This is a genomic window from Thiohalocapsa sp. ML1 (assembly GCF_001469165.1).
GTDB lineage: Bacteria > Pseudomonadota > Gammaproteobacteria > Chromatiales > Chromatiaceae > Thiohalocapsa.
The window spans coordinates 42,404-67,328 of the sequence record NZ_JABX01000035.1; the positions used below are offsets into that span (position 1 = coordinate 42,404).

The 24,925-nt window shown below is 67.7% G+C and carries 21 protein-coding genes; 15 read left to right on the forward strand and 6 right to left on the reverse strand.

Annotated features, from left to right (window positions below; all coding sequences use genetic code 11):
• Positions 1–31 precede the first annotated feature (31 nt).
• The 6 genes from aprB to ML01_RS30010 all read left to right on the forward strand — a co-directional run bounded on the left by aprB (position 32) and on the right by ML01_RS30010 (position 4,205).
• Positions 32–514 (forward strand): adenylyl-sulfate reductase subunit beta, encoded by a 483-nt coding sequence (aprB, locus tag ML01_RS19305; protein WP_058557029.1) that lies wholly within the window; start codon positions 32–34, stop codon positions 512–514.
• Positions 514–2,397 (forward strand): adenylyl-sulfate reductase subunit alpha, encoded by a 1,884-nt coding sequence (aprA, locus tag ML01_RS19310; protein WP_058557030.1) that lies wholly within the window; start codon positions 514–516, stop codon positions 2,395–2,397. The genes aprB and aprA overlap by 1 nt, the downstream gene beginning before the upstream one ends.
• A gap of 111 nt (positions 2,398–2,508) precedes the next feature.
• Positions 2,509–2,859: a hypothetical protein gene (locus tag ML01_RS19315; protein ID WP_058557031.1), complete on the forward strand. Its 351-nt coding sequence runs from the start codon at positions 2,509–2,511 to the stop codon at positions 2,857–2,859.
• Positions 2,860–2,863: 4 nt separating this feature from the next.
• Positions 2,864–3,373, forward strand: coding sequence for a peptidylprolyl isomerase (locus tag ML01_RS19320; RefSeq protein ID WP_058557032.1), 510 nt, complete (start codon positions 2,864–2,866; stop codon positions 3,371–3,373).
• Positions 3,374–3,549: 176 nt separating this feature from the next.
• A complete protein-coding gene (locus ML01_RS19325) occupies positions 3,550–3,870 on the forward strand; it encodes a hypothetical protein (RefSeq protein WP_058557033.1) in 321 nt (106 codons plus the stop codon).
• Between the two features lie 173 nt (positions 3,871–4,043).
• The gene (locus ML01_RS30010; protein WP_173865201.1) at positions 4,044–4,205 is read left to right on the forward strand and encodes a hypothetical protein; all 162 of its coding nucleotides are present in this window, start codon (positions 4,044–4,046) and stop codon (positions 4,203–4,205) included.
• A 306-nt stretch (positions 4,206–4,511) separates the two neighbouring features.
• Here the strand turns inward: ML01_RS30010 and ML01_RS19330 are convergent, their stop codons facing one another.
• Positions 4,512–5,009: a peptidylprolyl isomerase gene (locus ML01_RS19330; protein ID WP_058557034.1), complete on the reverse strand. Its 498-nt coding sequence runs from the start codon at positions 5,007–5,009 to the stop codon at positions 4,512–4,514.
• 328 nt (positions 5,010–5,337) lie between these two features.
• The gene (locus ML01_RS19335) at positions 5,338–5,898 is read right to left on the reverse strand and encodes a hypothetical protein (RefSeq protein WP_058557035.1); all 561 of its coding nucleotides are present in this window, start codon (positions 5,896–5,898) and stop codon (positions 5,338–5,340) included.
• 359 nt (positions 5,899–6,257) lie between these two features.
• Here ML01_RS19335 and ML01_RS19340 point away from each other — a divergent pair, with 359 nt between their 5' ends.
• The gene (locus ML01_RS19340) at positions 6,258–7,727 is read left to right on the forward strand and encodes a mechanosensitive ion channel family protein (protein WP_082674453.1); all 1,470 of its coding nucleotides are present in this window, start codon (positions 6,258–6,260) and stop codon (positions 7,725–7,727) included.
• Between the two features lie 228 nt (positions 7,728–7,955).
• Here ML01_RS19340 and putP read toward each other — a convergent pair whose 3' ends face one another.
• Positions 7,956–9,449 (reverse strand): sodium/proline symporter PutP, encoded by a 1,494-nt coding sequence (gene putP, locus ML01_RS19345; protein ID WP_058557049.1) that lies wholly within the window; start codon positions 9,447–9,449, stop codon positions 7,956–7,958.
• A 414-nt stretch (positions 9,450–9,863) separates the two neighbouring features.
• Here putP and ML01_RS19350 point away from each other — a divergent pair, with 414 nt between their 5' ends.
• Together ML01_RS19350 and ML01_RS19355 are read left to right on the forward strand one after the other, a co-directional pair.
• Positions 9,864–13,487: a hypothetical protein gene (locus ML01_RS19350; protein ID WP_082674454.1), complete on the forward strand. Its 3,624-nt coding sequence runs from the start codon at positions 9,864–9,866 to the stop codon at positions 13,485–13,487.
• A gap of 613 nt (positions 13,488–14,100) precedes the next feature.
• Positions 14,101–15,654, forward strand: coding sequence for an ATP-binding protein (locus tag ML01_RS19355; RefSeq protein WP_058557037.1), 1,554 nt, complete (start codon positions 14,101–14,103; stop codon positions 15,652–15,654).
• A 280-nt stretch (positions 15,655–15,934) separates the two neighbouring features.
• Here the strand turns inward: ML01_RS19355 and thiD are convergent, their stop codons facing one another.
• Genes thiD through thiM form a run of 3 tightly spaced genes read right to left on the reverse strand, consistent with a single transcriptional unit; the run spans position 15,935 to position 18,320 of the window.
• On the reverse strand, positions 15,935–16,747 hold the full coding sequence (gene thiD / locus ML01_RS19360; RefSeq protein ID WP_058557038.1) for a bifunctional hydroxymethylpyrimidine kinase/phosphomethylpyrimidine kinase: 813 nt from the start codon (positions 16,745–16,747) through the stop codon (positions 15,935–15,937).
• Positions 16,744–17,415, reverse strand: a complete 672-nt coding sequence (gene thiE, locus ML01_RS19365; RefSeq protein WP_058557039.1) for a thiamine phosphate synthase — start codon at positions 17,413–17,415, stop codon at positions 16,744–16,746. The genes thiD and thiE overlap by 4 nt, the downstream gene beginning before the upstream one ends.
• Positions 17,412–18,320 (reverse strand): hydroxyethylthiazole kinase, encoded by a 909-nt coding sequence (gene thiM / locus ML01_RS19370; RefSeq protein WP_058557040.1) that lies wholly within the window; start codon positions 18,318–18,320, stop codon positions 17,412–17,414. The genes thiE and thiM overlap by 4 nt, the downstream gene beginning before the upstream one ends.
• Before the next feature lie 432 nt (positions 18,321–18,752).
• On the opposite strand from thiM, the gene rsxA reads away from it, so the two are divergent.
• The 6 genes from rsxA (at position 18,753) to ML01_RS19400 (ending at position 24,493) form a co-directional block, all read left to right on the forward strand.
• Positions 18,753–19,334: an electron transport complex subunit RsxA gene (rsxA, locus tag ML01_RS19375; protein ID WP_058557041.1), complete on the forward strand. Its 582-nt coding sequence runs from the start codon at positions 18,753–18,755 to the stop codon at positions 19,332–19,334.
• 109 nt (positions 19,335–19,443) lie between these two features.
• Complete coding sequence (rsxB, locus tag ML01_RS19380) at positions 19,444–20,046, forward strand: electron transport complex subunit RsxB (protein WP_058557042.1); 603 nt, start codon at positions 19,444–19,446, stop codon at positions 20,044–20,046.
• A 68-nt stretch (positions 20,047–20,114) separates the two neighbouring features.
• Entirely contained in the window at positions 20,115–21,905 is a 1,791-nt protein-coding gene (rsxC, locus tag ML01_RS19385) for an electron transport complex subunit RsxC (protein ID WP_082674455.1), read from the forward strand.
• Complete coding sequence (rsxD, locus tag ML01_RS19390) at positions 21,905–22,969, forward strand: electron transport complex subunit RsxD (RefSeq protein WP_058557043.1); 1,065 nt, start codon at positions 21,905–21,907, stop codon at positions 22,967–22,969. The genes rsxC and rsxD overlap by 1 nt, the downstream gene beginning before the upstream one ends.
• Before the next feature lie 82 nt (positions 22,970–23,051).
• On the forward strand, positions 23,052–23,783 hold the full coding sequence (gene rsxG, locus ML01_RS19395) for an electron transport complex subunit RsxG (protein ID WP_058557044.1): 732 nt from the start codon (positions 23,052–23,054) through the stop codon (positions 23,781–23,783).
• On the forward strand, positions 23,783–24,493 hold the full coding sequence (locus tag ML01_RS19400; RefSeq protein ID WP_058557045.1) for an electron transport complex subunit E: 711 nt from the start codon (positions 23,783–23,785) through the stop codon (positions 24,491–24,493). The genes rsxG and ML01_RS19400 overlap by 1 nt, the downstream gene beginning before the upstream one ends.
• Positions 24,494–24,925: the final 432 nt, after the last annotated feature.

The following is a 24,925-nucleotide window of genomic DNA, read 5'->3' on the forward strand; positions in this document are numbered from 1 at the left end:
CGCTGACTCAAGTCACGAAGAGGAATACAGCATGCCAACTTTCGTCTACATGACCCGCTGCGACGGTTGCGGCCAGTGTGTCGATATCTGCCCTTCGGATATCATGCATATCGACCCGAAGGTCCGCCGTGCGTACAACATCGAGCCCAACATGTGCTGGGAGTGCTACTCCTGCGTGAAGGCCTGTCCGCATAACGCCATTGATGTCCGCGGCTATGCGGATTTCGCCCCGCTTGGCCACTCGGTGCGCGTGCGCCGCGACGAGGAAAAGGGCGTCATTGCCTGGCGGATCATCTTCCGCAACGGCGAGAAGGACATGAATCTCCTCGCGCCGATCACCACGAAGCCTTGGGGCAAGCATATTCCGCAACTTGCCGATGTGCCGCCGCCCAGCCAGGAGATGCGCGACAGCGAGTATCTCTACAACGAGCCGAAATACATCCGGTTCGATGAGGGGGGCCTCCACACGTTTGAGGCCGCCGGGCTGCAACTGAAGACTGGGGTGTACGAATAATGGCTTACAAGACAATCATTGAGGACGGCATCGACATCCTGGTGTGCGGTGCGGGGCTGGGCGGAACCGGTGCGGCCTTTGAGGCTCGCTACTGGGGCAAGGACAAGAAGATCGTCGTCGCGGAAAAGGCGAATATCGATCGCTCCGGCGCGGTTGCGCAGGGCTTGTATGCCATCAACTGCTACATGGGCACCCGCTTCGGCGAGAACAATCCGGAAGACCACGTCCGCTATGCGCGTATCGACCTCATGGGCATGGTCCGGGAGGACCTGCTGTTCGATATGGCCCGGCATGTGGACTCGACGGTGCACCAGTTCGAGGAATGGGGTCTGCCGTTGATGCGCAATCCGAAGACGGGTGCCTATCAGCGTGAAGGCCGCTGGCAGATCATGATTCACGGTGAGTCGTACAAGCCGATCGTCGCCGAGGCCGCCAAGAAGTCGGCGGACAAGGTGTTCAATCGTGTCTGCGTGACCCATCTGCTGATGGACGAATCCAAAGACAATCGCGTCGCCGGCGCCGTCGGGTTCAATGTGCGCACCGGTAACTACCACGTGTTCAAATCGAAGACCGTGGTCGTCGCCGCCGGTGGTGCGTCGAACATCTTCAAGCCGCGCTCTGTCGGCGAGGGTGCCGGCCGCGTCTGGTACGCGCCCTGGTCCTCCGGCTCCGCCTATGGACTGATGATCGGTGCCGGCGCGAAGATGACGCAGATGGAGAATCGCATCGTTCTCGCTCGCTTCAAAGACGGCTACGGCCCCGTCGGTGCGTACTTCCTGCACCTCAAGACCTACACGCAGAACGGCATGGGTGAGGAGTACGAATCCAAGTGGTTCCCGGCCCTGGAGGAAATGGTCGGCAAGCGCTATCTGGATGTCGAGGCGTCGCACCGCACCCATCGCCCGATCCCCACCTGCCTGCGCAACCATGCGTTCATCAACGAGGTGAATGCCGGCCGCGGTCCGATCCACATGGTGACCATGGAGGCCTTCCAGGACCCGCATCTCGAGGAGATCGGCTGGCACAACTTCCTGGGCATGACCGTCGGCCAGGCCGTGTTGTGGGCAGCGACGGACGTCGATCCCAAGTACGAGAACCCGGAGCTGACCACCTCCGAGCCCTACGTCATGGGTTCCCACGCCACCGGTTGTGGGGCCTGGTGCTCCGGTCCGGAGGACTTGTCGCCGCCCGAGTACTTCTGGGGCTACAACCGCATGACCACCGTCGAAGGCCTGTTCGGCGCCGGCGACGCGGTGGGTGGCACCCCGCATGCCTTCTCGTCCGGTTCGTTCACGGAAGGGCGCCTGGCGGCCAAGGCGGCATGCAAGTACATCGACGATGGCAAGGGCGAGGGCATCCGCGTCTCGGATGAGCAGATCGACCGGCGCAAGGCAGAAGTCTACAAGCCGATGGAGCACTACAAGATCTACCGGAACGAGATCACCGCCGGGTCTGTCAATCCGAACTACATCAATCCCCGGCAGGGCCTGGATCGTCTGCAAAAGCTGATGGACGAGTATTGCGGCGGCGTCACGGTCAATTACATGACCAACGAGAAGCTGTTGAACATCGGCCTGAAGAAGCTCAAGCTCCTGGAAGAAGACTTGGAGAAGGTTGCCGCGGAGAACATCCACGAGCTGCTGCGCGCGTGGGAGCTCAAGCATCGGCACATGACCTCCGAGGCCGTCATGCACCACACGCTGTTCCGCAAGGAGACGCGCTGGCCCGGGTATTACTACCGCGGCGACGCCATGCGGGTGGACGACGACAACTGGCATGTGCTAACCGTGTCGCGCCGCGACCCCGAGACCGGCGAGTACACCATGGAGAAGGCGCCTTGCTATCACTTGGTCGACGAGAAGCCCGCGGCTGAAGCTGCGTAAGCCCCTGTCGCAGTTCGGGGCTTTGGTATTGGGCCCCGAACTGCTTCGCGTGCGGTCGCGAATCGTTCGGTATTCGATCTTTCCCGCGGCTATAGAGGTTGGCGACGCTACATGAATATTATTGATCTGTCCGACGAAGAGATTTTCGACATCGCGCATCCGCTTTGGGACGACCTGATCAAGTTCTCGAACAAAGGTCAATACGGAAAGTTTATTAGAAATTTCTCTTACGAGCTGCTACTCGGCCTGAACGAGGTTGAGCTTGGCAAGCAGTTCGCGCACAGCACACTGTCACGGAACCTGGCCGAGGAGCGCGACTTCCTTGGGCTCATTCGTCGGGGCGAGCACGTGACCGCGCTCTATCGCGTGCGCAGCACGACGATGCCGGGGGAGTGGCTGGGGCGAATGGTTCTCGGCTACGAGAAGGGGGAAGTCCGTATTTTTGCCGCATCGATCTTCTAAAGGCATGACCGACACCATCCAACAGAACAAGTACGTCGAGCTGAAGTACAAGGTCGTCGACGCAAAGACCGGTCATTTCCTGACCGGCGTGGACTTCCCGCTTGGTTACGTCCATGGTGTTAACGATGTGCTTTCGCCGCAGGTCATGGCGGAGCTTGACGGCAAGGCAGCCAGCGATACGATCGCGGTGGAACTGGACTGCAACAAGCTGTTCGGTCCGCGAGACGAATCGCTGGTGATTACCGACTATATCGAGAACGTTCCGGAGGCCTACCGAGAGGTCGGAACGACCATCGTCATGGAGAACGACCGGGGCGATACCAAGACGTTTCTGGTGACGCGCATCGATGAGAAGACGCTGACGATCGACGGCAATAATCCCCTATGTGGCCGCCAGGTCATTTTTCAGCTTGAAATACTCGCCGTTCGCGATGCCACGGACGCGGAGATTGCGACCGGTGGCAAGGTGGTCGCCCAGCCCAAGCTCTCGGGCGTCAAGCCCGTGCCGCTGTAGTCCGCGGCGCAGCCGCGGGGCGGCCCTTCGGGTTGCGGGTAACTGCGACCACGGCAGCGGCCGAGTGCGCAGTCAGGCCATGCTGGCCTGAGGCCATCAGGGCTGGAAGCTGGTCCAGCGCTTCCAGCGAAAGACCCGGACACCCGGGGCGTCGCTCCCGGCAAAGGTATTAGACAATGCAACTCAGCCTTGATCCGACGCTATACGAAGAGCAGCAGGCGATCTTTGTGCGTGAAATGGTCCAGAGCGTCCGCGTCAAGCTGCAGGAAGCGGGCTTGGATGGCGCCAAGCTCGAAGAGGCGGCAGCGGGTATCGCGTTCAGTATCGCCAGCATGATCGACGATACAGCGGCGATTGAAGCCGGCGGTTGCGAGGTTCATCCGTACCTAACATTTCGCACCGCCGATGGTGTGTTGACGCACTGCGGCGAGAACTCTTACACGCACGAGTTCGTCTACGAGGCGTTGGAGCAGATTATCCAAGAAAGAGCCGATTGATCCGACTGCGAGCGCGCGGACCGGCCCTTGGCTCTCGCGCTTTGCCGGCGACGGAACGCTGATAGTCTTTCGGATTTGGCGGGCTGCGCGCTCGCAATTGGTGTCCCAACGGGGCGATCCGCGGCGTCGCGGGCTCCATTTCAGCCGTAACGGTGTTTCCACAGAGGTGACCTATGAGCCAGCAATCCAACACCAGACCAAAAGTGCCGGAAGGTAAGGCGCGGTTCTACAAGACCAAGCAAATGGAGCCGAATGAGAAGGGCTTCGTGGGGTATCAAACGATCTGGGACACGCTGCAGAAAGAGACCGAGTACAAGACGCCGAAACGCCCCTGAGGCTCGCGGCCGCGTGGGGTGGTTGGGTCGTCTGACCATGCCGCCCCACCACACCTGATCGGGCCGGCCTCAAGCTGAGCGCGGGGGTGGTCGGACTGTTGGTCAGGCCGCTAGATTTCTTTACGGCGCCGAAATTCTTGCAGATGAGTCAAGTTTTGCGGCGACAAGGTGCTTGAAGGCATAAGGGCCGAGGGCCGAGGGCCAAGGAAGGCCTCCTCGGCCCTTGGTTTCGCTTGCGGCAACGAGCGGGCGACGCAAGACGACGCTCCTTGCCCTGGTTGGTCGGAGGCTCTGCCTCGCTAGTGTTCACGCTTGTTGGTCCGGCGCCTCCGACGTGCCCATCTGCTTTTCTTGATCCGTCGCATCCCGCACCAGTTGGATCTTCACCTGGTAGATGACTTCCCGGCCGCAGAGCGGGTTGTTGCCATCGAAGGTGATGGTGTCGCCCTCGATCTTGGTCACCAGGAAGCTCTTCAGTTGGCCCAGATTGTTCTCCATCAGGATTTGGGTCCCCAGCTCACGGTATTCGCGCGGCACGTGCGCGACCGGCTGCGTAATCACGAGGGTATCGTCCCTAGGTCCATACAGCTCATTGCAGTCGACAAGCAGATCGACGCGGTCTCCCTGCGTCTTCCCTTCAAGCTCTCGGGTGATCACCGGCGCCAGGATCTCGTTGACACCGTGAACATAGTTGAGAGGACGGAGGACCTCGGTAAGGACATCGCCGGTCTTGCTATCCCGCACGAGGTAGGTGAGCTCGACGTAACTGCCGTCGGCAATGGCGCTGCTGCTGGTCGCGGTCATCATGGTCTCCGAAGGGTGCGAGGCGTGGGCAGGGAGGTCTTCGCGTGCGCATCGTCGGCAAGGGGACGGGCGTCTTGTCCGTTTGGACCGGGACACTGTAGCCCAAGAGGCATTCCTAACGAGGCTTTGCGTCACAAAGGGTCGAGGGTCGAGGGTCGAGGGCCGAGCAGGGCTCCCTTGGGCCTCAGCCCTCGCCCCTTCAAGCACGTCGTGAGTGCAGGGGCAGGAAATAGTAGGAGAAGTCGTCGCCTCGGGGAGAAGCGGCGGCCCGGAATGCGGTCTGATGTCAGGCGCGGCCCCGTTATCCGAAGCCGCGCCCTTGTAGCGGCTACACGGCGCCCCAGGCTTCGCGGACGACGTTGGTCTTGGTGGCGATGACCTCGTCCAGGGGCTTGACGGCAGATTTCGGCTCATAGCCTTGTGCCGCGCGCCAGACCGTGGCGACCTTGTCTTCACCGTTCTGGCCCTTCAGATCGGATTTCTCGACGTATAACAGCTCCATCAGCTCGTTCCAGACGATCCCCTCGCGATGCTGGATGAGCACGTAGCGGCGACCGTCCTGCTCGACGACGGCGTCGCTCGCGAGGTTGTCGATGAACAGGAAGATGACACAGTCCGGGTCCATGTCGGCGCCAAAGCCGGCCATGAGCTGCGGCAGTTCGTCCACGCTGGAGAAGTTGCCGGCCACCAGCTTCGCAGAGTCCTCACCGGCGAGGATAACCGCTTGCTTGAGCAGGGCCTCTGGCGGGTTGCGCTTGCCGGCGGTGACGTTGAGCTCGCCGTGCTTGACGATGAAGTCCCCGCGAAACGCCTGCAGGCCCTCGCTGGTAGCGCCAAAGAAGGTCGTGATCCAGAAACGATCATCGGCCTGGTAGGTATCGAGGAGCATGTTGTAAACCTGACATTCGATGTTGAAATACCGCCGGCGCAGGACCGACCGGGGTCGGAAAACCCTCGGCGGTACCTAGCCTTGCCTGATCTGGGCGCCGCGCACGCGCGGCCGCCCGCACTATTAAGCAATATGTGTGCCGATGATGGCATCGATGCGCCTGACGTCGCCAAGGCCGCCGCCGCGCAAGCGGTTCAGGCTGCCGGCGGCGGGCGCGCCACGCACCCGACGCGTCCCCCCAGAGCGGCATGGTAGTTGCTGATCCTTTTGGTCCATACGCGGCCGGAGTCTCAGCCGCTTCTTTGTGGTGCTGACGCACCTGCGGTGAGCTTGCGCGGGTCGCGGCGAGGCAGACGCCATTGTCTTGGATTGCTGTCGGCAGATATCCGCAGGGCTTGGCTCGGTTGCACCCGCTTGGCGGAGCACCGGCCGGTGCCGGCCATCGCGGTGGTCCTCGGCGTTGCGGCACGCGCGGGCGGAGGCTTCCGGCGAGCCTAAGGCTCGCGCCGGCCGCGCTCGCGCTCGGCCTGCTCGCCCCGTGGGCCGGGGCACAGGGCGTCGCCAACTCGGAGGCGCTCCCGGAGCTCGCCGACGAGACGGTGCCCACCCCGGAGCGGGTCGACGTCGAGCCCGGCGCACGCGATTCGGAGATCGCCCGTCGGCTCCGGGGCATTCTCGAGGCGGCGCGCTGGTTCGAGGACCCGGCTGTGACGGTGCGCGACGGGGTCGCCGTCCTCGGCGGCACGAGGGACCGTGAGCAGTACCGGACCTGGGCCGCGGACCTCGCGCGGCGCACCGAGGACCTGGTCGCGCTGGTGAACCGCATCAAGGTGCGCGAGCAGCCGGCCTGGGACTTGGCGCCGGTGGCCGAGGAGCTTGAGCGACTCGGCCGTGCCACCCTCCTGGCTCTGCCTTACCTGCTGGTCGCCGCGCTGATCCTGACCCTTGCGTGGTGGGCGGCGAGGGGCTTCACCTGGCTCACGCGCCGGCTGCTGGCCCGCCGGGTGCGAGCGCCGCTGGTGCGCGATGTGCTCGCGCGTCTCGCCGGGCTCGCGCTGTTGCTGCTCGGGCTCTACATCGTGCTGCGCATTTCCGGGCTCACGCGCCTCGCCGTGACCGTGCTCGGCGGCACCGGCTTGCTCCGTCTCATCATCGGTATCGCGTTTCGCGACATCACCGAGAACTTTCTTGCGAGCATCCTGCTCAGCACCCAGCGGCCCTTCCAGTCCGGCGACTTCGTCGACATCGCGGGCGTCGAGGGCTATGTGCAGCGACTCACCACCCGCGCCACGAGCCTGATGACGCTCGACGGCAACCATGTCGAGATTCCGAGCTCGACCGTCTACAAGAGCCCGATCTGCAACTACACCAGCAACCCGAATCGCCGCGTCAGCTTCCAGGTCGGCATCGGCTACGGAGACGCCATTGCCGACGCCCAGGCCACGGCGCTGCAAGTGCTGGCCGAGCACCCCGCCGTGCTGACTCGCCCGGAGCCGCAGGTGCTCGCCGACAGCCTGGGGCCGTCTACGGTCAATCTCGTCGTCTATTTCTGGCTCGACGGCAGCACGCAAAGCTGGCTCAAGGTGAAGTCGGCGGTGATCCGCTTGGTCAAGCGCGCCTTGCAGGAGCAGGGCATCTCGATGCCGAGCGACGTGCGCGAGGTGGTTTTCCCGCGCGGTGTGCAGGTGGACATCAAGGAGCAGGGCGCGCCGGCGCGGTGCCGAGCCGGCCGAGCGGCCCGTCACGGAATCCTCCGCGCTCGCCACCGGCGCCGAGGCCGGGTTGGCGAGCGACGCCGGCGTGCTGGAGGATCAGGCCGCGCGATCTAGGCCGCCGGACGAGGGGCAGGATCTGCTCAAGATCGGCGGCGGCAACCGTTGAGCCTAGTGCTTGGCTGCGAAATCCCGAGACGTTGCCCCCGTTGTCGTTGTCGTTGTCGTTGTAGTTGTCGTTGTCGTTGTCGTGGTCGTGGTCGTGGTCGTGGTCGTGGTCGTGGCGGTCAGTGAACGCCCCGCCGGTCCCTCCGGACACGCCGAAGCCCTGAGCGCCCTGATCGCCTAGCCGAGACTCGCACGGAACCGCGCAAAGCCGTCGCGCACCGCCGCGGGCGGCGGCGCGGTGGCGAGGCTCGCGCCGACGCTGGCGAGCGTCGCGAGCAGCACCCCCGGCACGATCTCGTACAGGTCGAAGAGCCCGCCCGAGAGCTGCTTCCAGACCACGACGGTGACGCCGCCGACGACCACGCCGGCGAGCGCGCCGGCCCAATTCATGCGCGGCCAGTAAAGGCTCAGCACCAGCACGGGTCCGAAGGCGGCGCCGAAGCCGGCCCAGGCATAGCCGACCAAGCCGAGCACGGTGCTGCCGGGATCGAAGGCGAGCAGCAGCGCGACGACGGCGAGCAGCACGACGGCGAGGCGGCCGACCAGCACGATCTCCGTCTGGCTCGCGGCGGGGCGGAGCAGCTTGCGGTACAGGTCCTCGGCCAGCGCGGACGACGAGACCAAGAGCTGGGAGTCCGCCGTGGACATGATGGCGGCCAGGATCGCGACCAGCAGCACGCCCGCGATGACGGGATGGAAGAGCGCGTTGACCAGCACCATGAAGATGGTCTCGGCGTCCGCGAGCTCGCCGCCGGCGTTGGTCTGCACCCAGGCCGCGCCGGCGAGCCCGACCAGCAGCGCCCCGGCCATGCTGAGCCCGGACCAGGTGACGGCGATGCGCCGCGCCACAGGCACGTCGGCGCCGGAGCGGATGCCGGCGAAGCGCGCGAGGATGTGCGGCTGACCGAAGTAGCCGAGCCCCCAGGCCGCGAGCGACACGATGGCGATGATGCCGAGCGGCTTGCCGGCGTTGTCCCGCCACAGGGTCAGCAGCTCGGGGTTGGTCTCTCGCAGCGTCGCGAGCATCGGCCCGACGCCGCCGTCCGCGTGGATGGCCCACACCGGCACGACGAGCAGCGCCGCGGCCATCAAGAGCCCCTGCACCAGGTCCGTCCAGGACACGGCGAGAAAACCGCCGAACAGCGTGTAGGACACCACGAACAGTGTGCCGATGACGACGGCGATCTCGTAATCGAAGCCGAACACGGTCTCGAACAGCTTGCCCGCGGCGACCAGCCCGGAGCTGGTGTAGAACAGGAAGAACAACAGCACGAAGCCCGCCGAGACCGCTTGCAACACGTGCCGCGGGTCGCCGAAGCGGTTCGCGAAGAACTCCGGGATGGTCAGCGCATCGTCCGCGGCATAGCTGTAGAGGCGCAGCCGCCGCGCGACCACGAGCCAGTTGAGCCAGGTGCCGAGCAGGAGCCCGCCCGCGAGCCACAGCGCCTCGATGCCGGACGCGAACGCGAACCCCGGCAGGCCGAGCAAGAGCCAGCCGCTCATGTCCGACGCGCCGGCCGACAGCGCCGCCGGCCAGGGCCCGAGGCTGCGCCCGCCCAGAAAGTAGCCCGAGGAGTCCTGCGTGCGGTGGTAGGCCCAGGCGCCGATGGCGAGCATCAGGGCCAGATAGACCAGAAAGGTGGCGGTGATGGCGATGTCGAAATTGGGCATGGGCCGGTCCTGATGGCGGGCGGGCGGGCGGGCGAAGACGGCGGCGGACGGCGTCCGGGCACGGCCGGATGCATCGTTCGGGCATCCGCCCTTGCGCACGCCCATCAACCTAACATGGGAGCGTGCCGGGCTGCACCGCCTGGGGCGGCCGTGCACGCCGGGCGTTTGCGCCGCTGCCGGCCGGGGTTACCATGCAGGCAGTACCGACTCCCGTCCAGCCTGGCACCCCGTTGCACCGGTCGCCGGCGGGCGAGGAGTCGTGCAATGACCTTGGAACAAGAGCGGACGGTCCGCACAGCGGACCCTACCGAGTCCGCTGTGCGGACCATCGGCTTTGGAGCCGACGCTTACGCAAGCTCGGGCCTAGGCCCTAGACCCCTAGCCCCCAGCCCCTAGGCCCTAGCCCCTCAATTCATGCCAACAGCCAACGCCAAGGCCTTCCGCCAGCAGATCCTGAAACCCGCCGAGGGCGTGTTCCTGTTCCACGCCCGGGCCATTGAGCGCCTCATCGAAGACGAGTTTGGCGCCGCGGCGCGGGGCGTGCCGATCCCGGACCTGCCCTACTACTTGATGCCGCGGGAGGCCTTCCTGTCCGGCCTCGAGACCGAGAACGCCGAGGCGCTGTCGGTCATCGAGGGCCTGCGCCTGCCCAAGTACGTCGTGCTGCTGCCGAGCCCGAGCACGCAGATCTACGGCGAGCAGGCCTTCGCGCGGCTGCGGCACGACTACTGGCGGCGGGGCTTCGAGGCCGAGGTCGCCCGCGCCTGGCAGAACGCCCGCGATGACAACCAGGACACGGCGCTCTTCGGCGCCGGTGCGCTGCGCGGGCTGATCGGCGAGCACGCCTTCGCCGAGGTGCAGGGAGTGCTCGAGCGCGACGGCATTACCCTGTCTCTGTGGGATGCGGAGCTGGTGACGCGGAGCTTCGCCGCGCTCGTGGTCCGGCTGCGCTACTTCGCGCCCGGCGCCCGCGGCTTCTACTTCCCGGCCATCCAGGTCTGGCCCGCCGTCGATGCGTGGCTGGAGGCGAGCGGGCTCGATCTGCCCGTGCCCAGCCGCAACGGCCGCCGGCCGCTGCTCCTGATCAAGAGCTGCCCCGAAGGCAGCGAGCTGCCGGCGCTGCCGCCGCTGCTGCCCGCCGGGTTGCCGTTCGGGGCGTCGGACCCCGACATGGCCCTGGCCTTGGCCGGCGCCGCGGCGACGCTGCCCGTGGCGGCGGAGCTGCCGGGCGAGGACGCCGGCGCTCCGGTCCCGCATGCGGCGGATGCGGGCCTGCCACCGTCGCTGGAGCGCCTCTATCTGGCAGCGCTGCGACGCGGCTCGCGCCTGCGCCGGCACAAGGGCTGGCTCCCGCGGCTGCGGGCCGACCTCGGCCACGGTGCCCGCCTGCTCGCCGCCCGGCTGCTGTTTCTGCCGGGGCTCGACGACATCGGCTTCGCGCCGGCGCCGGGCCGCGCCATGGGCTGGCACAAGCTCGGGCTCATGCTGTTCGAGCACGCCATCGGCTCCGCGCAGCGCGCCGAGCTCGAAGGCCGCTTCGCCCACGAGCTGCGCTGTCTGGCGGATGCACGCCACCTCGCGCAGCGCCTGAGCCGGCCGGCGCGCTCGGCACCGGCGGCGGTGGACGAGGCCATCGCCGCCCGCGAGGCCGAGGCAGAGGATCACCTCGCGGACCTCTTGGCCGCGAAGTGGAAGCTCGACCTGGCCACCGCCGACGACATCCACGACTTGGTCGGGCGCCTCGCCGCCGAGGATCGCAAGCGCTTCGGCTCGGCACCCGCGCGCACGCTGCTCGCGTGCCTGGAACAGGTGCTGTCCGAGAGCCGCAGCGACTACTACCGGCTGCGCTTCGGCCGCTGGCTGTTGACCTTTGGTCGGCGGCGCCTGCGCGAGGTGCTGCCATTCCAGTCGCTGCTCAAGGCGCTGCGTGCGATGGACATCGCCGCCGCGCGCCTCGATGAGATGCCCTGGGCCATCACGGACCTGGAGCGCTTCGGCCGGGCGCTCGCCGCGCTCACGGCACGCGTCAACGCCCGGCTCGATGCACAGATCATGCCGCGCGTGGAGCAGGCCATGCGCGAGGCGGACTTCGTGCCGCGGGACCATCGCGAGAACGTCGCCGCGCAGAAAATGAAGCTGGAGCTGCAGGACGTCATCAAGCAGCGCCGGCATCTCAAGTTCACGGACGTGCGCGACATCGTCGCCCGCAACATCCTTAGGCTGCCGGACCCGACGTTGTCGGAGTTCTTCCGCGGCGACCGGCTCGCGCGCTTCGACCGCACCGCCGCCGAGGCGCTGCCCGGCGTCTACCGGCCGGGCGAGATCTACATCAAGGGGCTGCAGCAGTTGAGCGCCCCGCTGTTCGGCACCGGACCCGGGCGCAAGCTCTCGCGCTACGTGCTGGTGCCCTTCGGCGCGGCCTATCTGCTGCTAAAAAGCATCGACATGCTGATGGAGCTGGTGCCGGACTACGACAAGTCCTTCCGGTTCGCGAACCTCACGGACGTGATGCTGCTTGGCGGCATCGTGAATCTGGTCATGCACACGGGCATCGGCCGCCACATCGCCGTGTCGCTGTGGCAGGGGCTCGCGGCGACGCTACGCTTTCTGTTCTACGACGGTCTGACCCGGCTGATGCGCTGGCCGCCAATCGCGGAGCTCTTAACCACCGGGCTGGTGCGCGGGCTCGGGCGCAACATCGTGCAGCCGCTCCTGATCGGGATGCTGCCGCTGATCCCAATCATCGTGCTCGCGGTGTTCGTGGAGGAGGTGCCCATCGAGCCCGGCCTGTGGCTCGCGGCGCTCGCCTTCGCGCTCGGCACCTTCGCGCGCAACACGCCGACGGGGCGGCGCTTCCTGGACAATCTCAGCACCCGCATCGGGCTCTATCTCAGGCGCATCAACCAGGCGCTGTTCATCGGGCTAGTGCAAGCGCTGCTGTACTTCTTCAAAGAGGTCACGCGGCGCTTCGCGCAGCTCTTGCACCGCGTGGACGAGTCGCTGACGCACCATCTCGGCGAGCACCCGGCGAGCCTCATCGGCAAGGCGCTGGTGGCGCCGCTGTGGCGCTTCGCCGAGGCGCTGATCCAGTTCTACGTGACGGTGCTGGTGGAGCCGCAGGTGAACCCCGTCAAGCACTTTCCCATCGTCAGCATCGGCCATAAGATTCTGTTGCCCTTCCTGCCCGCCATCACCTCGGCCTTCGTCGAGGTCTCCAGCTCCGTGCTGCCCGCCGTCGTCGCCTATCCGCTGGTGACGCTCACCATCGTGTTGCTGCCGGGGCTGTTCGGCTTCTTCGTCTGGGAGCTGAAGGAGAACTGGAAGCTCTACCAGGCCAACCACCAAGACGGCCTCGCCGCCGCCGACCGGCCCCAGTCGCCCTTCGGCGACGGCGACGACACCGAGCCGCTGCCGGTGGAGCCCGCCGCCGTCGGGCACCACGGCGAGAGCGTGCGCGCGCTGATGTCCCGCGGCTTTCACTCCGGCGCGCTGCCGAAGGCCTTCGACCGGCTGCGGCGCGTGATCCGCGCGGAGCTGCGCGACCAGCAACCCTATCCGCACCGGCTGCGGCGCGTGCAGCGCCAGTTGGAGGATGTGCGCCATGCGCTGCGGGTGTTCTTCGAGCGCGAGCTCATCTACGCGCTGCGCGAGCGCTGCCGGGACCCAAACTGCAGCCTGACGCGGATCGACAGCGGCACGCCGCGCATCGCGACCAACCTGGTGGAGCTGTCGGTGGACATCTACCCCGGTGCGCGCCGCGACGGCAGCGGCCCGAGTCTGGACGCGCTGTCGCAGGACAAGCTCGCCGAGCCCCTGACGCTCTGCATCCGGCTCTTCTACCGCGCCCCGCGTATCCGCCTGGAGACCGAGATCGGCGGCCACGCCGAGCGCATCGGCCCCTACTGCTGGTCGCTCATCGCCGCCGACCTCAAGCTCTTCGCCGGCCGCGCCGGCGCCGACCTCAAGACGCTTGAGCTCGGCCTGCCCGCCGAGCCCGCGGACTCGGCCGCGCCGCGGCAGCTGCGCGCCGTCGCCTGAGCCGGGAGGGCCGGCGTCCCGCCGGCCAACTGGAAGCGCCGGCGTCCCGCCGGCCAACTGGAAGCGCCGGCGTCCCGCCGGCCAACTGGGAGCGCCGGCGTCGTCTGGCTCGCTGCCTCGCCGATGCAACACGGGTGGCGCCCCTTCGACGCCCAAAGTCAGCCGCAGCCCGCGCCAAACTTGCCCTTGATCGTCATCCCGACCCGCGCCGCGGGCTCCATGCGTAGCCAGGGCTTCCAGCCCTGGTGGCGTCAGGCCAGGATGGCCTGACGACGCAGGCGACCGCTGCTTTGGTCGGCGCCATGATCAAGGCTCGGGGTAGTACCACGCCGACGCCCTCGGCTCCGTCGTCGCTCGCCGACCCCCACCGGAGATCGCAACGCTGCACTGCCGTAGAGCGGTTGTTGTGCCGCCCGGACGCCCCGCAGGACCCTGCGACCGCCCGCTACAGCCGACCCGCACCGCCCCGGCGACAGGCCCCGGCGCCGACGCGCCGGGAGTCGTCCGTCGCTGGACCTGCAGCACCCGCTCAGGCCACACGGCCGCGGGTCGCGAGGGCGTGCTAGAGTCTTGTCGAGAAGATCGATCCCGCCCCGCGAGGCGGCCTCCCGCCATGACCCAACGCGCCCTGCCCATCGGCATCCAGACCTTCCGCGAGATCCGCGAAGGCGATTTCTACTATGTGGACAAGACCGGCTTTGCGCTGCGGCTGATCGAGGAGGGCAAATACTATTTCCTCTCCCGCCCGCGGCGCTTTGGCAAGTCGCTGTTCCTGGATACGCTCGCGGAGCTGTTCGAGGGCAACGCGGCGCTGTTCACCGGGCTCGCGGCGGAGCGGCACTGGGACTGGTCGCGGCGCTTTCCGGTGATTCGGCTCAGCTTTGCCGAGGGGGTGCTGGCGAGTCGGCAGGCCCTCGACCGGCGCATCGAAGACCTGATCCGCATCAACCGCGACGCCCTCGGCGTGAGCCTGTACCCGGACCTGGATATCCCGGGGCAATTCGGCGAGCTGATCCGTCAGGCGCACGCTGCCGTCGGCGAGCGTGTCGTGGTGCTGGTGGACGAGTACGACAAGCCCATCCTGGACAACATCACCAATCCGGCCACGGCGCGCGAGATGCGCGACGGGCTGCGCAATCTCTACTCGGTCATCAAGGGCCAGGATGCGCATATCCGCTTCGCCTTCCTCACCGGGGTGAGCAAGTTCAGCAAGGTGAGCCTGTTCTCGGGGCTCAACAATCTCCGGGACATCACCGTCGATGCACGTTATTCGGCCATCTGCGGCTATACCGAGGCGGATCTCGATGAGGTCTTCGCGCCGGCGCTGGAGGGGCTCGACCGCGAACAGATCCGCGCCTGGTACAACGGCTACAACTGGCTCGGCGAGGCCGTCTACAATCCCTTCGATGTCTTGCTGATGTTGGATGCGCGCGAGTTTCGTCCCTGGTGGTTCGAAACCGGCACGCCGACCTTTCTCGTGGATGTGCTCACCGAGCGCGGGTATTTCACGCCGGACCTCGCCAGGGTGCGCGCCTCGGAGGCGTTGCTGTCGACCTTCGATGTGGACCAACTGGCGCCCGAGGCGCTGCTCTGGCAGACCGGCTATCTGACCTTCACCGGCTCGCGCCAGATCGGCGCGCGCCGGGAGTACAGCCTGGGTTATCCCAATCTCGAAGTGGAGTCCGCGCTCAACGATGCGCTGCTCAAAGGACTGATGGGCGATGCCACGCAGGCGGAGCGTGCCGTCAGTCGGCTGTACGATGTGCTGGTCGCCGCCGATTTCCAAGCCCTGCGCCAGCACATCGTCAGCCTCTTCGCCGCCATCCCGCACCACTGGCACGACGGCAACGAGATCGCCCGCTACGAAGGGTTCTATTGCAGCGTCTTCTACAGCCACCTGGCGGCGCTCGGGCTGGATCTCGCCACCGAGGATGCCAGCAGCCACGGCCGCCTGGATCTGCGCCTGCGCTTCAACGGCCAGATCTGGCTGTTCGAGCTCAAGGTGGTGGAGCTGGAGCCAAACGGCGCCGCGCTGCAGCAGATCAAGGACCGGGGCTATGCCGAGAAATACCGCGCCGAGGGGCTGCCGATGCATCTCATCGGCATCGAATTCAGCCGCAAGGAGCGCACCCTGGTGGGCTTCGAGATGGAGACGATAGCCCCGTGACCAGGAGTCCACGGGACGACCGTCCGCGAGGTCCGGCGTCGATGCGCCGCGGCACGCACCGCACGACCCGCTAATCGCATACCGATTCTCTAGCCCTCACAGCCCGCGAACGGGTAGAGGAACTACGAAACACGCGAAAAGCGCGAAAAATGCTCGGCCGACGGCCGTCCTTTTTCGCGTGTTTCGTGTTCTTCGTCGTTGATAAACGATTTGTGCACCTTGTTTTTGAATCCTCACTTGGCCCTCGGCCCTTCGGCCCTCGGCCCTTTCAGCCAGCCCCTCAGCCCCAGAACGCATGAAAGTGGTGCGTGGGGCCGTGGCCGTGGCCGACCTGGAGCCGGTCTGCCGCGGCGATGGCGCCGTCGATGTAGCGCTTGGCCTGCTCGGTGGCGAGTCGGATGTCACCGGTGACGGCGAGGCGGGCGGCGAGCGCCGAGGAGAGGGTGCAGCCGGTGCCGTGGGTGTTCTTGGTGGCGATGCGCACGGCCTCGAGCCAGTGCTCGCCGGCGGCGTCGGCGAGCAGGTCCGGGCTGGTGCCGCCGGGCAGGTGGCCGCCCTTGAGCAATACGGCGTCGCAGCCGAGCGCGCGCAGGGCGGCGGCCATGGCCGGCATGTCTCCCCGCGCGGTCGGCTCGGGCCGGTCGAGCAGCGCGGCGGCCTCCGGCAGGTTCGGTGTCAGCACCGTCGCGAGCGGCAGCAGGCGCTCGCGCAGCACGCGCACGGCGGCCTCGGCGAGGAGCCGGTCGCCGCCCTTGGCGATCATCACCGGGTCCAGCACGACGTTGGCCGGCCGATGGCGCTCCAGCGTAGCAGCGACGCTTGCGGCGATGTCGGCGCTGCCGAGCATGCCGATCTTGACGGCATCGACGCGGATGTCGGCGAAAACGGTGTCGATCTGCGCGGCGACGAAGTCCGGCGGCACGAGCTGTACGCCCGTCACGCCTTGGGTGTTCTGGGCCGTGAGCGCGGTGATGACGGCCATCGCATAACAGCCGTTGGCCGCGATGGCCTTGATGTCCGCTTGGATGCCGGCACCGCCGCTCGGGTCGGAGCCGGCGATACTGAGCACGTTCTTGATGCCGGGGTCGGTCATGGCTGGGCTTCGGCGCGGTGTTGGCCGCGGTGGTGGAGGAACGCCTGGCGGAAGGCGCGGGCGGCGCTCTCGGGGTCCGGTGCCGCGCAGATGGCCGAGACGATGGCGAGCCCGTCGCAGCCCGCATCGAGCACGCCCGGCACCTGCGCGACGCCGAGCCCGCCGATGGCGACGGCGGCCAGCCCGGTGGCGGCGCGCACGGCGGCGAGGCCGGCGAGGCCGAGCGGGGGCGCGTGGTCCGGCTTGGTGCCGGTCGCGAAGACCGGGCCGATGCCGACGTAGTCCACCGGCAGCGCCGATGCGGCTGCGGCGTGCGCGGCGCTCTGGATGGAGAGCCCGACGATGGCGCCTGGCCCGAGCACGCGGCGCGCCTCCAGCACGCTGTCGTCACCCTGGCCGACGTGTACGCCGTCGGCACCGATGGCGGCGGCGACGCGGATGCGGTCGTTGACGATCAGCGGCACGCCAAGGGCGGCGAGCGCGGCCTTGAGCGCGCGGCCGACTGCGATCAGCTCCGCGTCCGGCGCGTGCTTGTCGCGCAACTGCACCAGCGTGGCACCGCCGGCGACGGCGGCGAGCGCGGTCTCGACGACGCCGCGCGCGGCGCAGAGCAGGGGATCGGTGATCAGATAGACCGACAGATCGGGGGCGCGGGGCGGGCGGTTCATGCGCTGGCCTCCGCGCCGTCGGCGAGCGATTCGGTAGCGAGTCTGGGCAGCGGCGCCGGCGCGATGCGGGCATCGGCATCGAGCTGGTCCGCGGTGAGGCTCGCCAGGGCGTCGATGAAGCAGAGCGCGAAGCTGCCCGGCCCGTCGGCGCCGCGGGCGGCGTGCTCGCCGGACAGCCCGTAGTAGGCGAGCGCGGCGACGGTGGCCTGGAAGGGATCATCGCTGCTCGCGAGGAAGGCCGCGCAGACGCCCGTCAGCGAGCAGCCGAGCGCGGTTACCTGCGGCATCAGCACGTGGCCGTTGGCGATGTGGGCGGCGCGAGCGCCGTCGGTGACGAAGTCCACCTCGCCGGTGACCGCGACGACGCAGTGGGCGCGCCGGGCGAGGCCGACGGCGGCAAGCTCGGCGGCGGCCACCGGGTCGGCGGCATCGACGCCCTTGCCCTGACCGGTGCCGGTGCCGGCGAGCGTCGGGTCCGCGAGGGCGGCGAGGGCGATGATCTCCGACGCGTTGCCGCGCACCAGGGTCGGGCGCAGGGCGAGCAGCTCCGTCGCGGCGGCCCGCCGCAACGCCGTGGCGCCGACGGCCACCGGGTCCAGCACCCAGGGCTTGCCGGCCTCTCGCGCCGCGGCGGCGGCGACGCGCATGCCCGCGAGCCACGCCGGCGACAGGGTGCCGATGTTGATGGTGAGCGCATCGGCGATGCGCGCGAACTCGCCGCTTTCCTCCTCGGCGTGGACCATGGCGGGCGATGCACCGACGGCGAGCAGGATATTCGCCATCGTACTCATTGCGACGTAGTTCGTGATGTTCTGCACCAGCGGCGTGGAGCTGCGCAGGCGGCGCAGCGCGGCGCCGGGCGGGTCGAGGGGGGCGGGCAGGGGCGTCAGGTCGGGGTGCGTCATGCGTTGGTACTGCCGTGTCGGAGTCTAACGTGCCCGGCGCGACGCCGGGCAGCTTACGGTGCCTGCGTGCCGACGCAAGCGCTTCCACGCCGACAGGGTAACCGCTTGTGCAACCCTCGGCCTTGACCGAGTAAAATGCTCGGAAAGCCGCACTGCCGGGTGATGGCGGTCAAGGCCGCGCACCGATGCCGCTGTTAGAGTGTGCAACAGGCACGCTCGTTCGCCAGCGCTCGGACATCCACCGACGGGGCCGCGCGTCGCGGGGTGTCAGGGATATTACAGAAGGTGGGTTGCTGCACTGCATCATAACGTCTTAATATGCCGGAATTCGGTAATAACCCCGACATAACCAAGTAAAAACGTGGGCATCGCCTCGCCGTTCGGAGCTCCCGGCACGACGGGGCCGATCCACGTCAACACCGCCGCCGTCTCATGACTGAATACGCGCTGATTCTCGTTGGCACCGTCCTGGTCAACAACTTCGTTCTGGTGAAGTTCCTGGGCCTGTGCCCGTTCATGGGCGTGTCCAAAAAGCTCGAGACCGCCATCGGCATGGGGCTCGCCACCACCTTCGTGCTGACGCTGTCGTCGGTGACGTCCTGGATGGTCAACGAGTACATGCTGATGCCGCTCGGCATCGAGTATCTGCGCACCATTGCGTTCATTCTGGTCATCGCCGTGGTCGTGCAATTCACCGAGACCGTGATGCACAAGACCAGCCCGGTGCTCTACCAGGTGCTCGGGATCTTTTTGCCGCTGATCACCACTAATTGTGCCGTGCTCGGCGTGGCGTTGCTGAACCTGCAGGAGGCGCGGGGCTTCCTGGAGTCGACGCTGTACGGTTTTGGCGCGGCCGTCGGCTTCTCGCTGGTGCTGGTGCTGTTCGCGGCCATGCGCGAGCGCGTCGCCGTGGCCGACGTGCCGGAGCCCTTCCAGGGCAGCTCCATCGCGCTGGTAACGGCGGGGCTGATGTCGCTCGCCTTCATGGGGTTTGCCGGGCTGGTGTCCGTTTGAGTTAGCCGGCGCCGTTGAACGGCCGCGCGGCCGGCGGTGCTAAACAAACAACATATTCATCTGCGGTCTGCGCCATCGCCACTGGGGCCGCACCACGGGAGGACGGGTCATGTTGACTGCCATTGCCGCCATCGCCCTGCTCGCCGCCGTTTTCGGGCTGCTGTTAGGGTATTCGGCGATCCGTTTTCACATCGACGGCGATCCGATTGCCGACCAGGTGGACGCGCTCCTGCCGCAGAGCCAGTGCGGCCAGTGCGGCTATCCGGGGTGCCGGCCGTATGCCGAGGCCGTCGCCGCGGGCGAAGCCGACATCAACCTCTGCGCGCCGGGCGGCGAGTCGACCATGCTGGCCATCGCGGACCTGCTCGGTCGTGAGCCCATCGAGCTGGGCGACATCGTCGAGAAGCCGAAATGCGTCGCCGTCATCGACGAGAAGGCCTGCATCGGCTGCACCAAGTGCCTGCAGGTCTGCCCCGTGGACGCCATCGTCGGCGCCGCCAAGCAGTTGCACGGGGTGATCGGCGCCGAGTGCACGGGCTGCGGGTTGTGCATGGAGCCCTGTCCGGTGGACTGCATCCAGTTGCAGCCGATCCCGCAGACCATCGGCACCTGGAAGTGGCCCTATCCGATGGTGCCGCGCGTCGCCTCCGGCAGGCCCGGCAGCGCCGCGAGCAACGACGACGCCGACGCTGAGCGCCGAGAAGCGGCCTAGGCCTCTCGAGCACTCGCCGCGCCCGCCGACTCGGCCCTTTCCAAGCATCGCAGACCGACACCGAACCTATGCTGTTCCCCGTCCTGAATCCCCAGCGCGAGCGTCTCCGGCACTTCCACGGCGGTGTTCACCTGCCGGACGAGAAGGCTTTGTCGAACGCCGCGCCGAGCGTCGCCGCGCCGCTGCCGGCGCAGTTGATCGTGCCCGTGCAGCAGCACATCGGTGCCCCGGCGGAGCCGCTGGTGGCGGTGGGTGACCACGTGCAGAAGGGCCAGCCGCTCGCCAAGGCGCAGGGCTACGTCAGCGCGCCGGTGCATGCGCCGAGCTCCGGCACCGTGGTTGCCATTGAGCTGCGCAAGCTGCCGCATCCATCCGGCTTGTGTGCGCCGTGCGTCGTCATCGACACCGACGGCGAGGACACCTGGGCCGAGCTGCCGCCGCCGCTGCCGGACTTCGAGCAGCGCGACCCCGTCGAGCTGCGCGAGCGCATCCGCCAGAGCGGCATCGTCGGCATGGGCGGCGCGTCCTTCCCGTCCAGCGTCAAGCTGAACCCGGGCCCGGACCAGCCCATCCACACGCTCGTGATCAACGGCGCCGAGTGCGAGCCCTACATCACCTGCGACGATCGCCTGATGCGCGAGCGCGCGGCGGATATCGTCGACGGCATTCGCATCATGCTGCACATCCTCGGCACGGGCCGTTGCCTCGTCGGCATCGAGGACAACAAGCCCGAGGCCATCGCGGCCATGCGGGCGGCGGCGCAGCGCGATCCGGCCGGGCGCATCGAGGTCGTGCAGATCCCGACCCTGTACCCGAGCGGCGGCGAGAAGCAACTGATCAAGATCCTGACCGGCAAAGAGGTCCCGAGCCACGGCATCCCGGCGCAGATCGGCATGGTCTGCCAGAACGTCGGCACCGCCTGCGCCATCGCCGACGCGGTGCTGCGCGGGCAGCCGCTCATCGAGCGCTATGTCACCGTCACCGGCCGCGCCGTCGCCAAGCCGCAGAACTATCGCGTGCGCATCGGCACGCCGGCGGCGGTGCTGGTGGGGGCGAGCGGCGGTTTTGTCGGCGAGCTGGAAAAGCTCGTCGTCGGCGGGCCCATGATGGGCTTTCGCATCGACGACGACGCCGTGCCCATCACCAAGGCCGCGAACTGCATCCTGGCCCTGACGCCGGCCGAGAGCCCGGACCCCGGCGTGCCGCAGCCCTGCATCCGCTGCGGGCGCTGCGCCGAGGTGTGCCCCGCGAACCTGCTGCCGCAGCAGTTGTATTGGCACGCCAGGGCCAAGGACCTCGACAAGGTGCAGGACTACAACCTGTTCGATTGCATCGAGTGCGGCTGCTGCGCCATCGTCTGCCCGTCGCACATCCCGCTGGTGCAGTATTACCGCTACGCGAAGACCGAGAGCTGGGCGCGGGAGCGCGAGAAGCGCGCCTCCGAGCACGCCCGCGAGCGCCACGCCGCGAAGGAGGCCCGCCTGGAGCGCATCGAGCGCGAGCGCAAGGCCAAGATGCGCCCGAAGCAGGCGGCCGTCGCCCCGGCGGCAGGCGCCGCTGCGGATGACAAGCAGGCGGCCATCGAGGCCGCGCGCAAGCGCGCTGCCGAGAAGAAAGCCGAGAAGACGTCCGAGCAGCAGGCCGGCGAGCCGACGGCAGCAGACCCGGCCGGCGGCGCCGTGCCGGCTGCGAGCGCGGCTCCTGACGCCGTCGCCGCGCAGCAGAGCGCACAGGGTGCCGTGCCGAAGCCGCTTGCGCCGCCCCCGGTAGCGACCGACGCCGAGACCGGCGCCGCCGCCGGCGAGCAGGCCCCGCCGCCGGCACAGGAACGGCCGCGCGCATCGGCTGGGCAACTCTGATGCAGGCCCAGCTCGGATTCGTCTCTTCGCCCCACGCGGCGCGCGTCAACCGCGTCGACTGGGTCATGACCCAGGTGTGCCTGGCGCTGGTGCCGGGCACGCTCGCGCTGGTGTGGTTCTTCGGCTGGGGCGTGCTGATCAATATGGCGCTGGCCACGGTCTTCGCCGTGGCCGCCGAGGCCATGGTCATGCAGCTCCGCGGGCGCCCGGTGCTGCCGGCGATTCGGGACTGGAGCGCGGTGGTGACGGCGCTGCTGTTCGCGCTGACGATCCCGCCGACGCTGCCCTGGTGGATGACGCTGCTCGGCATGCTGTTCGCCATCGTCATCGTCAAGCAGCTCTACGGCGGCATCGGCTACAACCCGTTCAACCCGGCCATGGCGGGCTACGTGTTCCTGCTGATCTCCTACCCGGTCGCCACCACGTCCTGGCTGCCGCCGGCGGTGCCGGAGCTGTTGGAGGCGAAGGATCTCGCGACGCTGTCGTTCCTCGATTCCGCCCGGTTGATCTTCACCGGCGGGCTGCCGACGGACCTGAGCTGGGATGCCATCACCGCCGCGACGCCCTTGGACGAGATGCGCACCAAGCTCGATCAGGGCATGACCATCCCGGAGATTCGCGCGTCGAGCCCGCTCTGGGGCGTGTTCGGCGGCCGCGGCTGGGAGTGGGTTGCGGGTTTATTTCTGCTCGGCGGGCTCTACATGCTGTGGCGGCAGGTCATCACCTGGCATATCCCGGTGGCCTTTCTCGGCGGCCTGCTGATCACGGCCGGGGCGTTCTGGCTGCTGGACCCGCAGACGCATCCGTTCCCGACCTTTCATCTCTTCTCCGGCGCGGCGATCCTGGGCGCCTTTTTCATCGCCACGGACCCGGTCACCGCCTGCACGACGAAGGGCGGGCAGTTGATCTATGGGTTTGCCATCGGAGCGACGGTGTTTGTGATCCGCACCTGGGGGGGCTATCCGGACGCGGTGGCCTTCTCGGTGTTGCTGCTCAACATCGCCGCGCCGATGATCGACCATTACACGCAGCCGCGCGTGTTCGGCCAAAAACGCCGGGCCTAGGCTGCGCTGCGCAGGCTGGGTCGCGCGAAGTCAAACCCGGCCGGCACTCACCATTTCCCTGCATGGCAACGCGGTCCCCACCATGAACAAAGCCCCCATCCTCATCGCCGCGCTGATCCTCGGCAGCTTCGCCGTCGGCGGTGTCGGCCTGGTCGCGATGACCCACGAGCTCACCGATGCCCGCATCGCGGAGAACAAGCGCCAGGCCATGCTCGCGAAGCTCAGAGCCATCGTGCCCGCCGAGCGTATGGCCAACGATCCACTCGCGGACCGCATTCAGGTGAGCGCTCCCGAACTGCTCGGCACCGAGGTCACGGAGGTCTTCCGTGTCCGCGACGAGGACGAGCCGGTGGCCGTGATCCTGCAGCCCGTGGTACCGGATGGCTATGCGGGGCCGATTCGGCTCTTGGTCTCGGTGCTCGCGGACGGCACCCTCGGCGGCGTGCGAGTCTTGGAGCACTACGAGACGCCGGGGCTTGGCGACAAGATCGACGAGAAGAAGGACGACTGGATCATCGAGCAGTTCAACGGCAAGTCGCTGGACAACCCGCCGGAGGCCGAATGGCTGGTGAAGCGCGACGGCGGCGAGTTCGATCAGTTCACCGGCGCCACCATTACGCCGCGCTCCATCGTCAAGGCCGTGAAAAACACGCTCGTGTTCGTCGCGCGCGAGGGCGAGGCCTTGTACGTCCCGAGCGAGGCCCCGACTCCGGAGCCGGTGCAGCAGGCGGAGCCGGGTACGCCCGAAGCGCCCAAGCCCGCCGCCGATGCGCAGGCCAAGTCCGTCGGCGCACCGGCCGGGGAGGCCGGCTGATGGCCGAGAAGGGTTATGGCGGGATCATCGGCGACGGTCTGTGGAGCAATAATCAGGCCCTGGTCGCCATGCTCGGGCTCTGCCCGTTGCTCGCGGTGACGACGACGGCCACAAACGGCCTCGGCATGGGGCTCGCGACGACGACAGTGCTCGTGCTGTCCAACGGCACCGTCTCGCTGATCCGCAACCTGGTACGCCCGGAGGTGCGGCTGCCGGTGTTTGTGCTGGTGATCGCGTCCTTTGTCACCGCCGTCGAGCTAACCATGCAGGCGGCCTTCTACGAGCTCTACCTCGTGCTCGGGCTGTTCATCCCGCTCATCGTGACCAACTGCGCCATCATCGGGCGGGCCGAGGCCTTCGCGTCCAAGGCATCGCTCGATCGCGCCGTCGTCGACGGCCTGGCCATGGGCCTGGGGTTTACGCTCGTGCTGATGGTGCTGGGCGGGCTGCGCGAGCTGTTCGGGCAGGGCACGCTCTTCTACCAGGCGCATCTGTTGCTCGGGGAGGGGGCGCGCGGCTTCGGACTGGAGCTCGGCGACGGTTTTCAGGGTGCGCTGCTGGCGATCCTGCCGCCCGGCGCCTTCATCGCGCTGGGCTTTCTGATCGCGCTGAAGAACATCATCGACAAGCGCGTGGCGCGGCTCAAGACGGCGCGTGCGAGCACTGCCCGCGATGGCGTCCCGCAGGGCGCGGCGCAGCCGGCGCAGTAGCATCTGACGGCAGGAGCTTGAGCAGACCGTCGACGACGGTTTCGCCTCAGGCCGACGAGTCGTGCTCATCGCTATCGCGATCGAAATCGCGATCGAAATCGAAATCGGCCGAGCAGCAACCGATCCTGACGCACTTGGCCAGTCCGACGCCCGAGCCGGGCCGGGCCGGAGAGCCGACCTCCCGGTCGGCTCCTCTGTCGCGACAGCGGTGCGTCCGGCTCTGTCGCCGTGTTGACCTGGCGGTCAACACTCCAGTCAAGCGCATGCGGCGGCGGGCCGGGCCGCAGAGCCGACCTCCCGGTCGGCTCCTCTGTCGCGCCAGCGGTGCATCCGGCACTGTCGCCGTGTTGACCTGGCGGTCAACACTCCAGTCAAGCGCATGCGGCGGCGGGCCGGGCCGGAGAGCCGACCTCCCGGTCGGCTCCTCTGTCG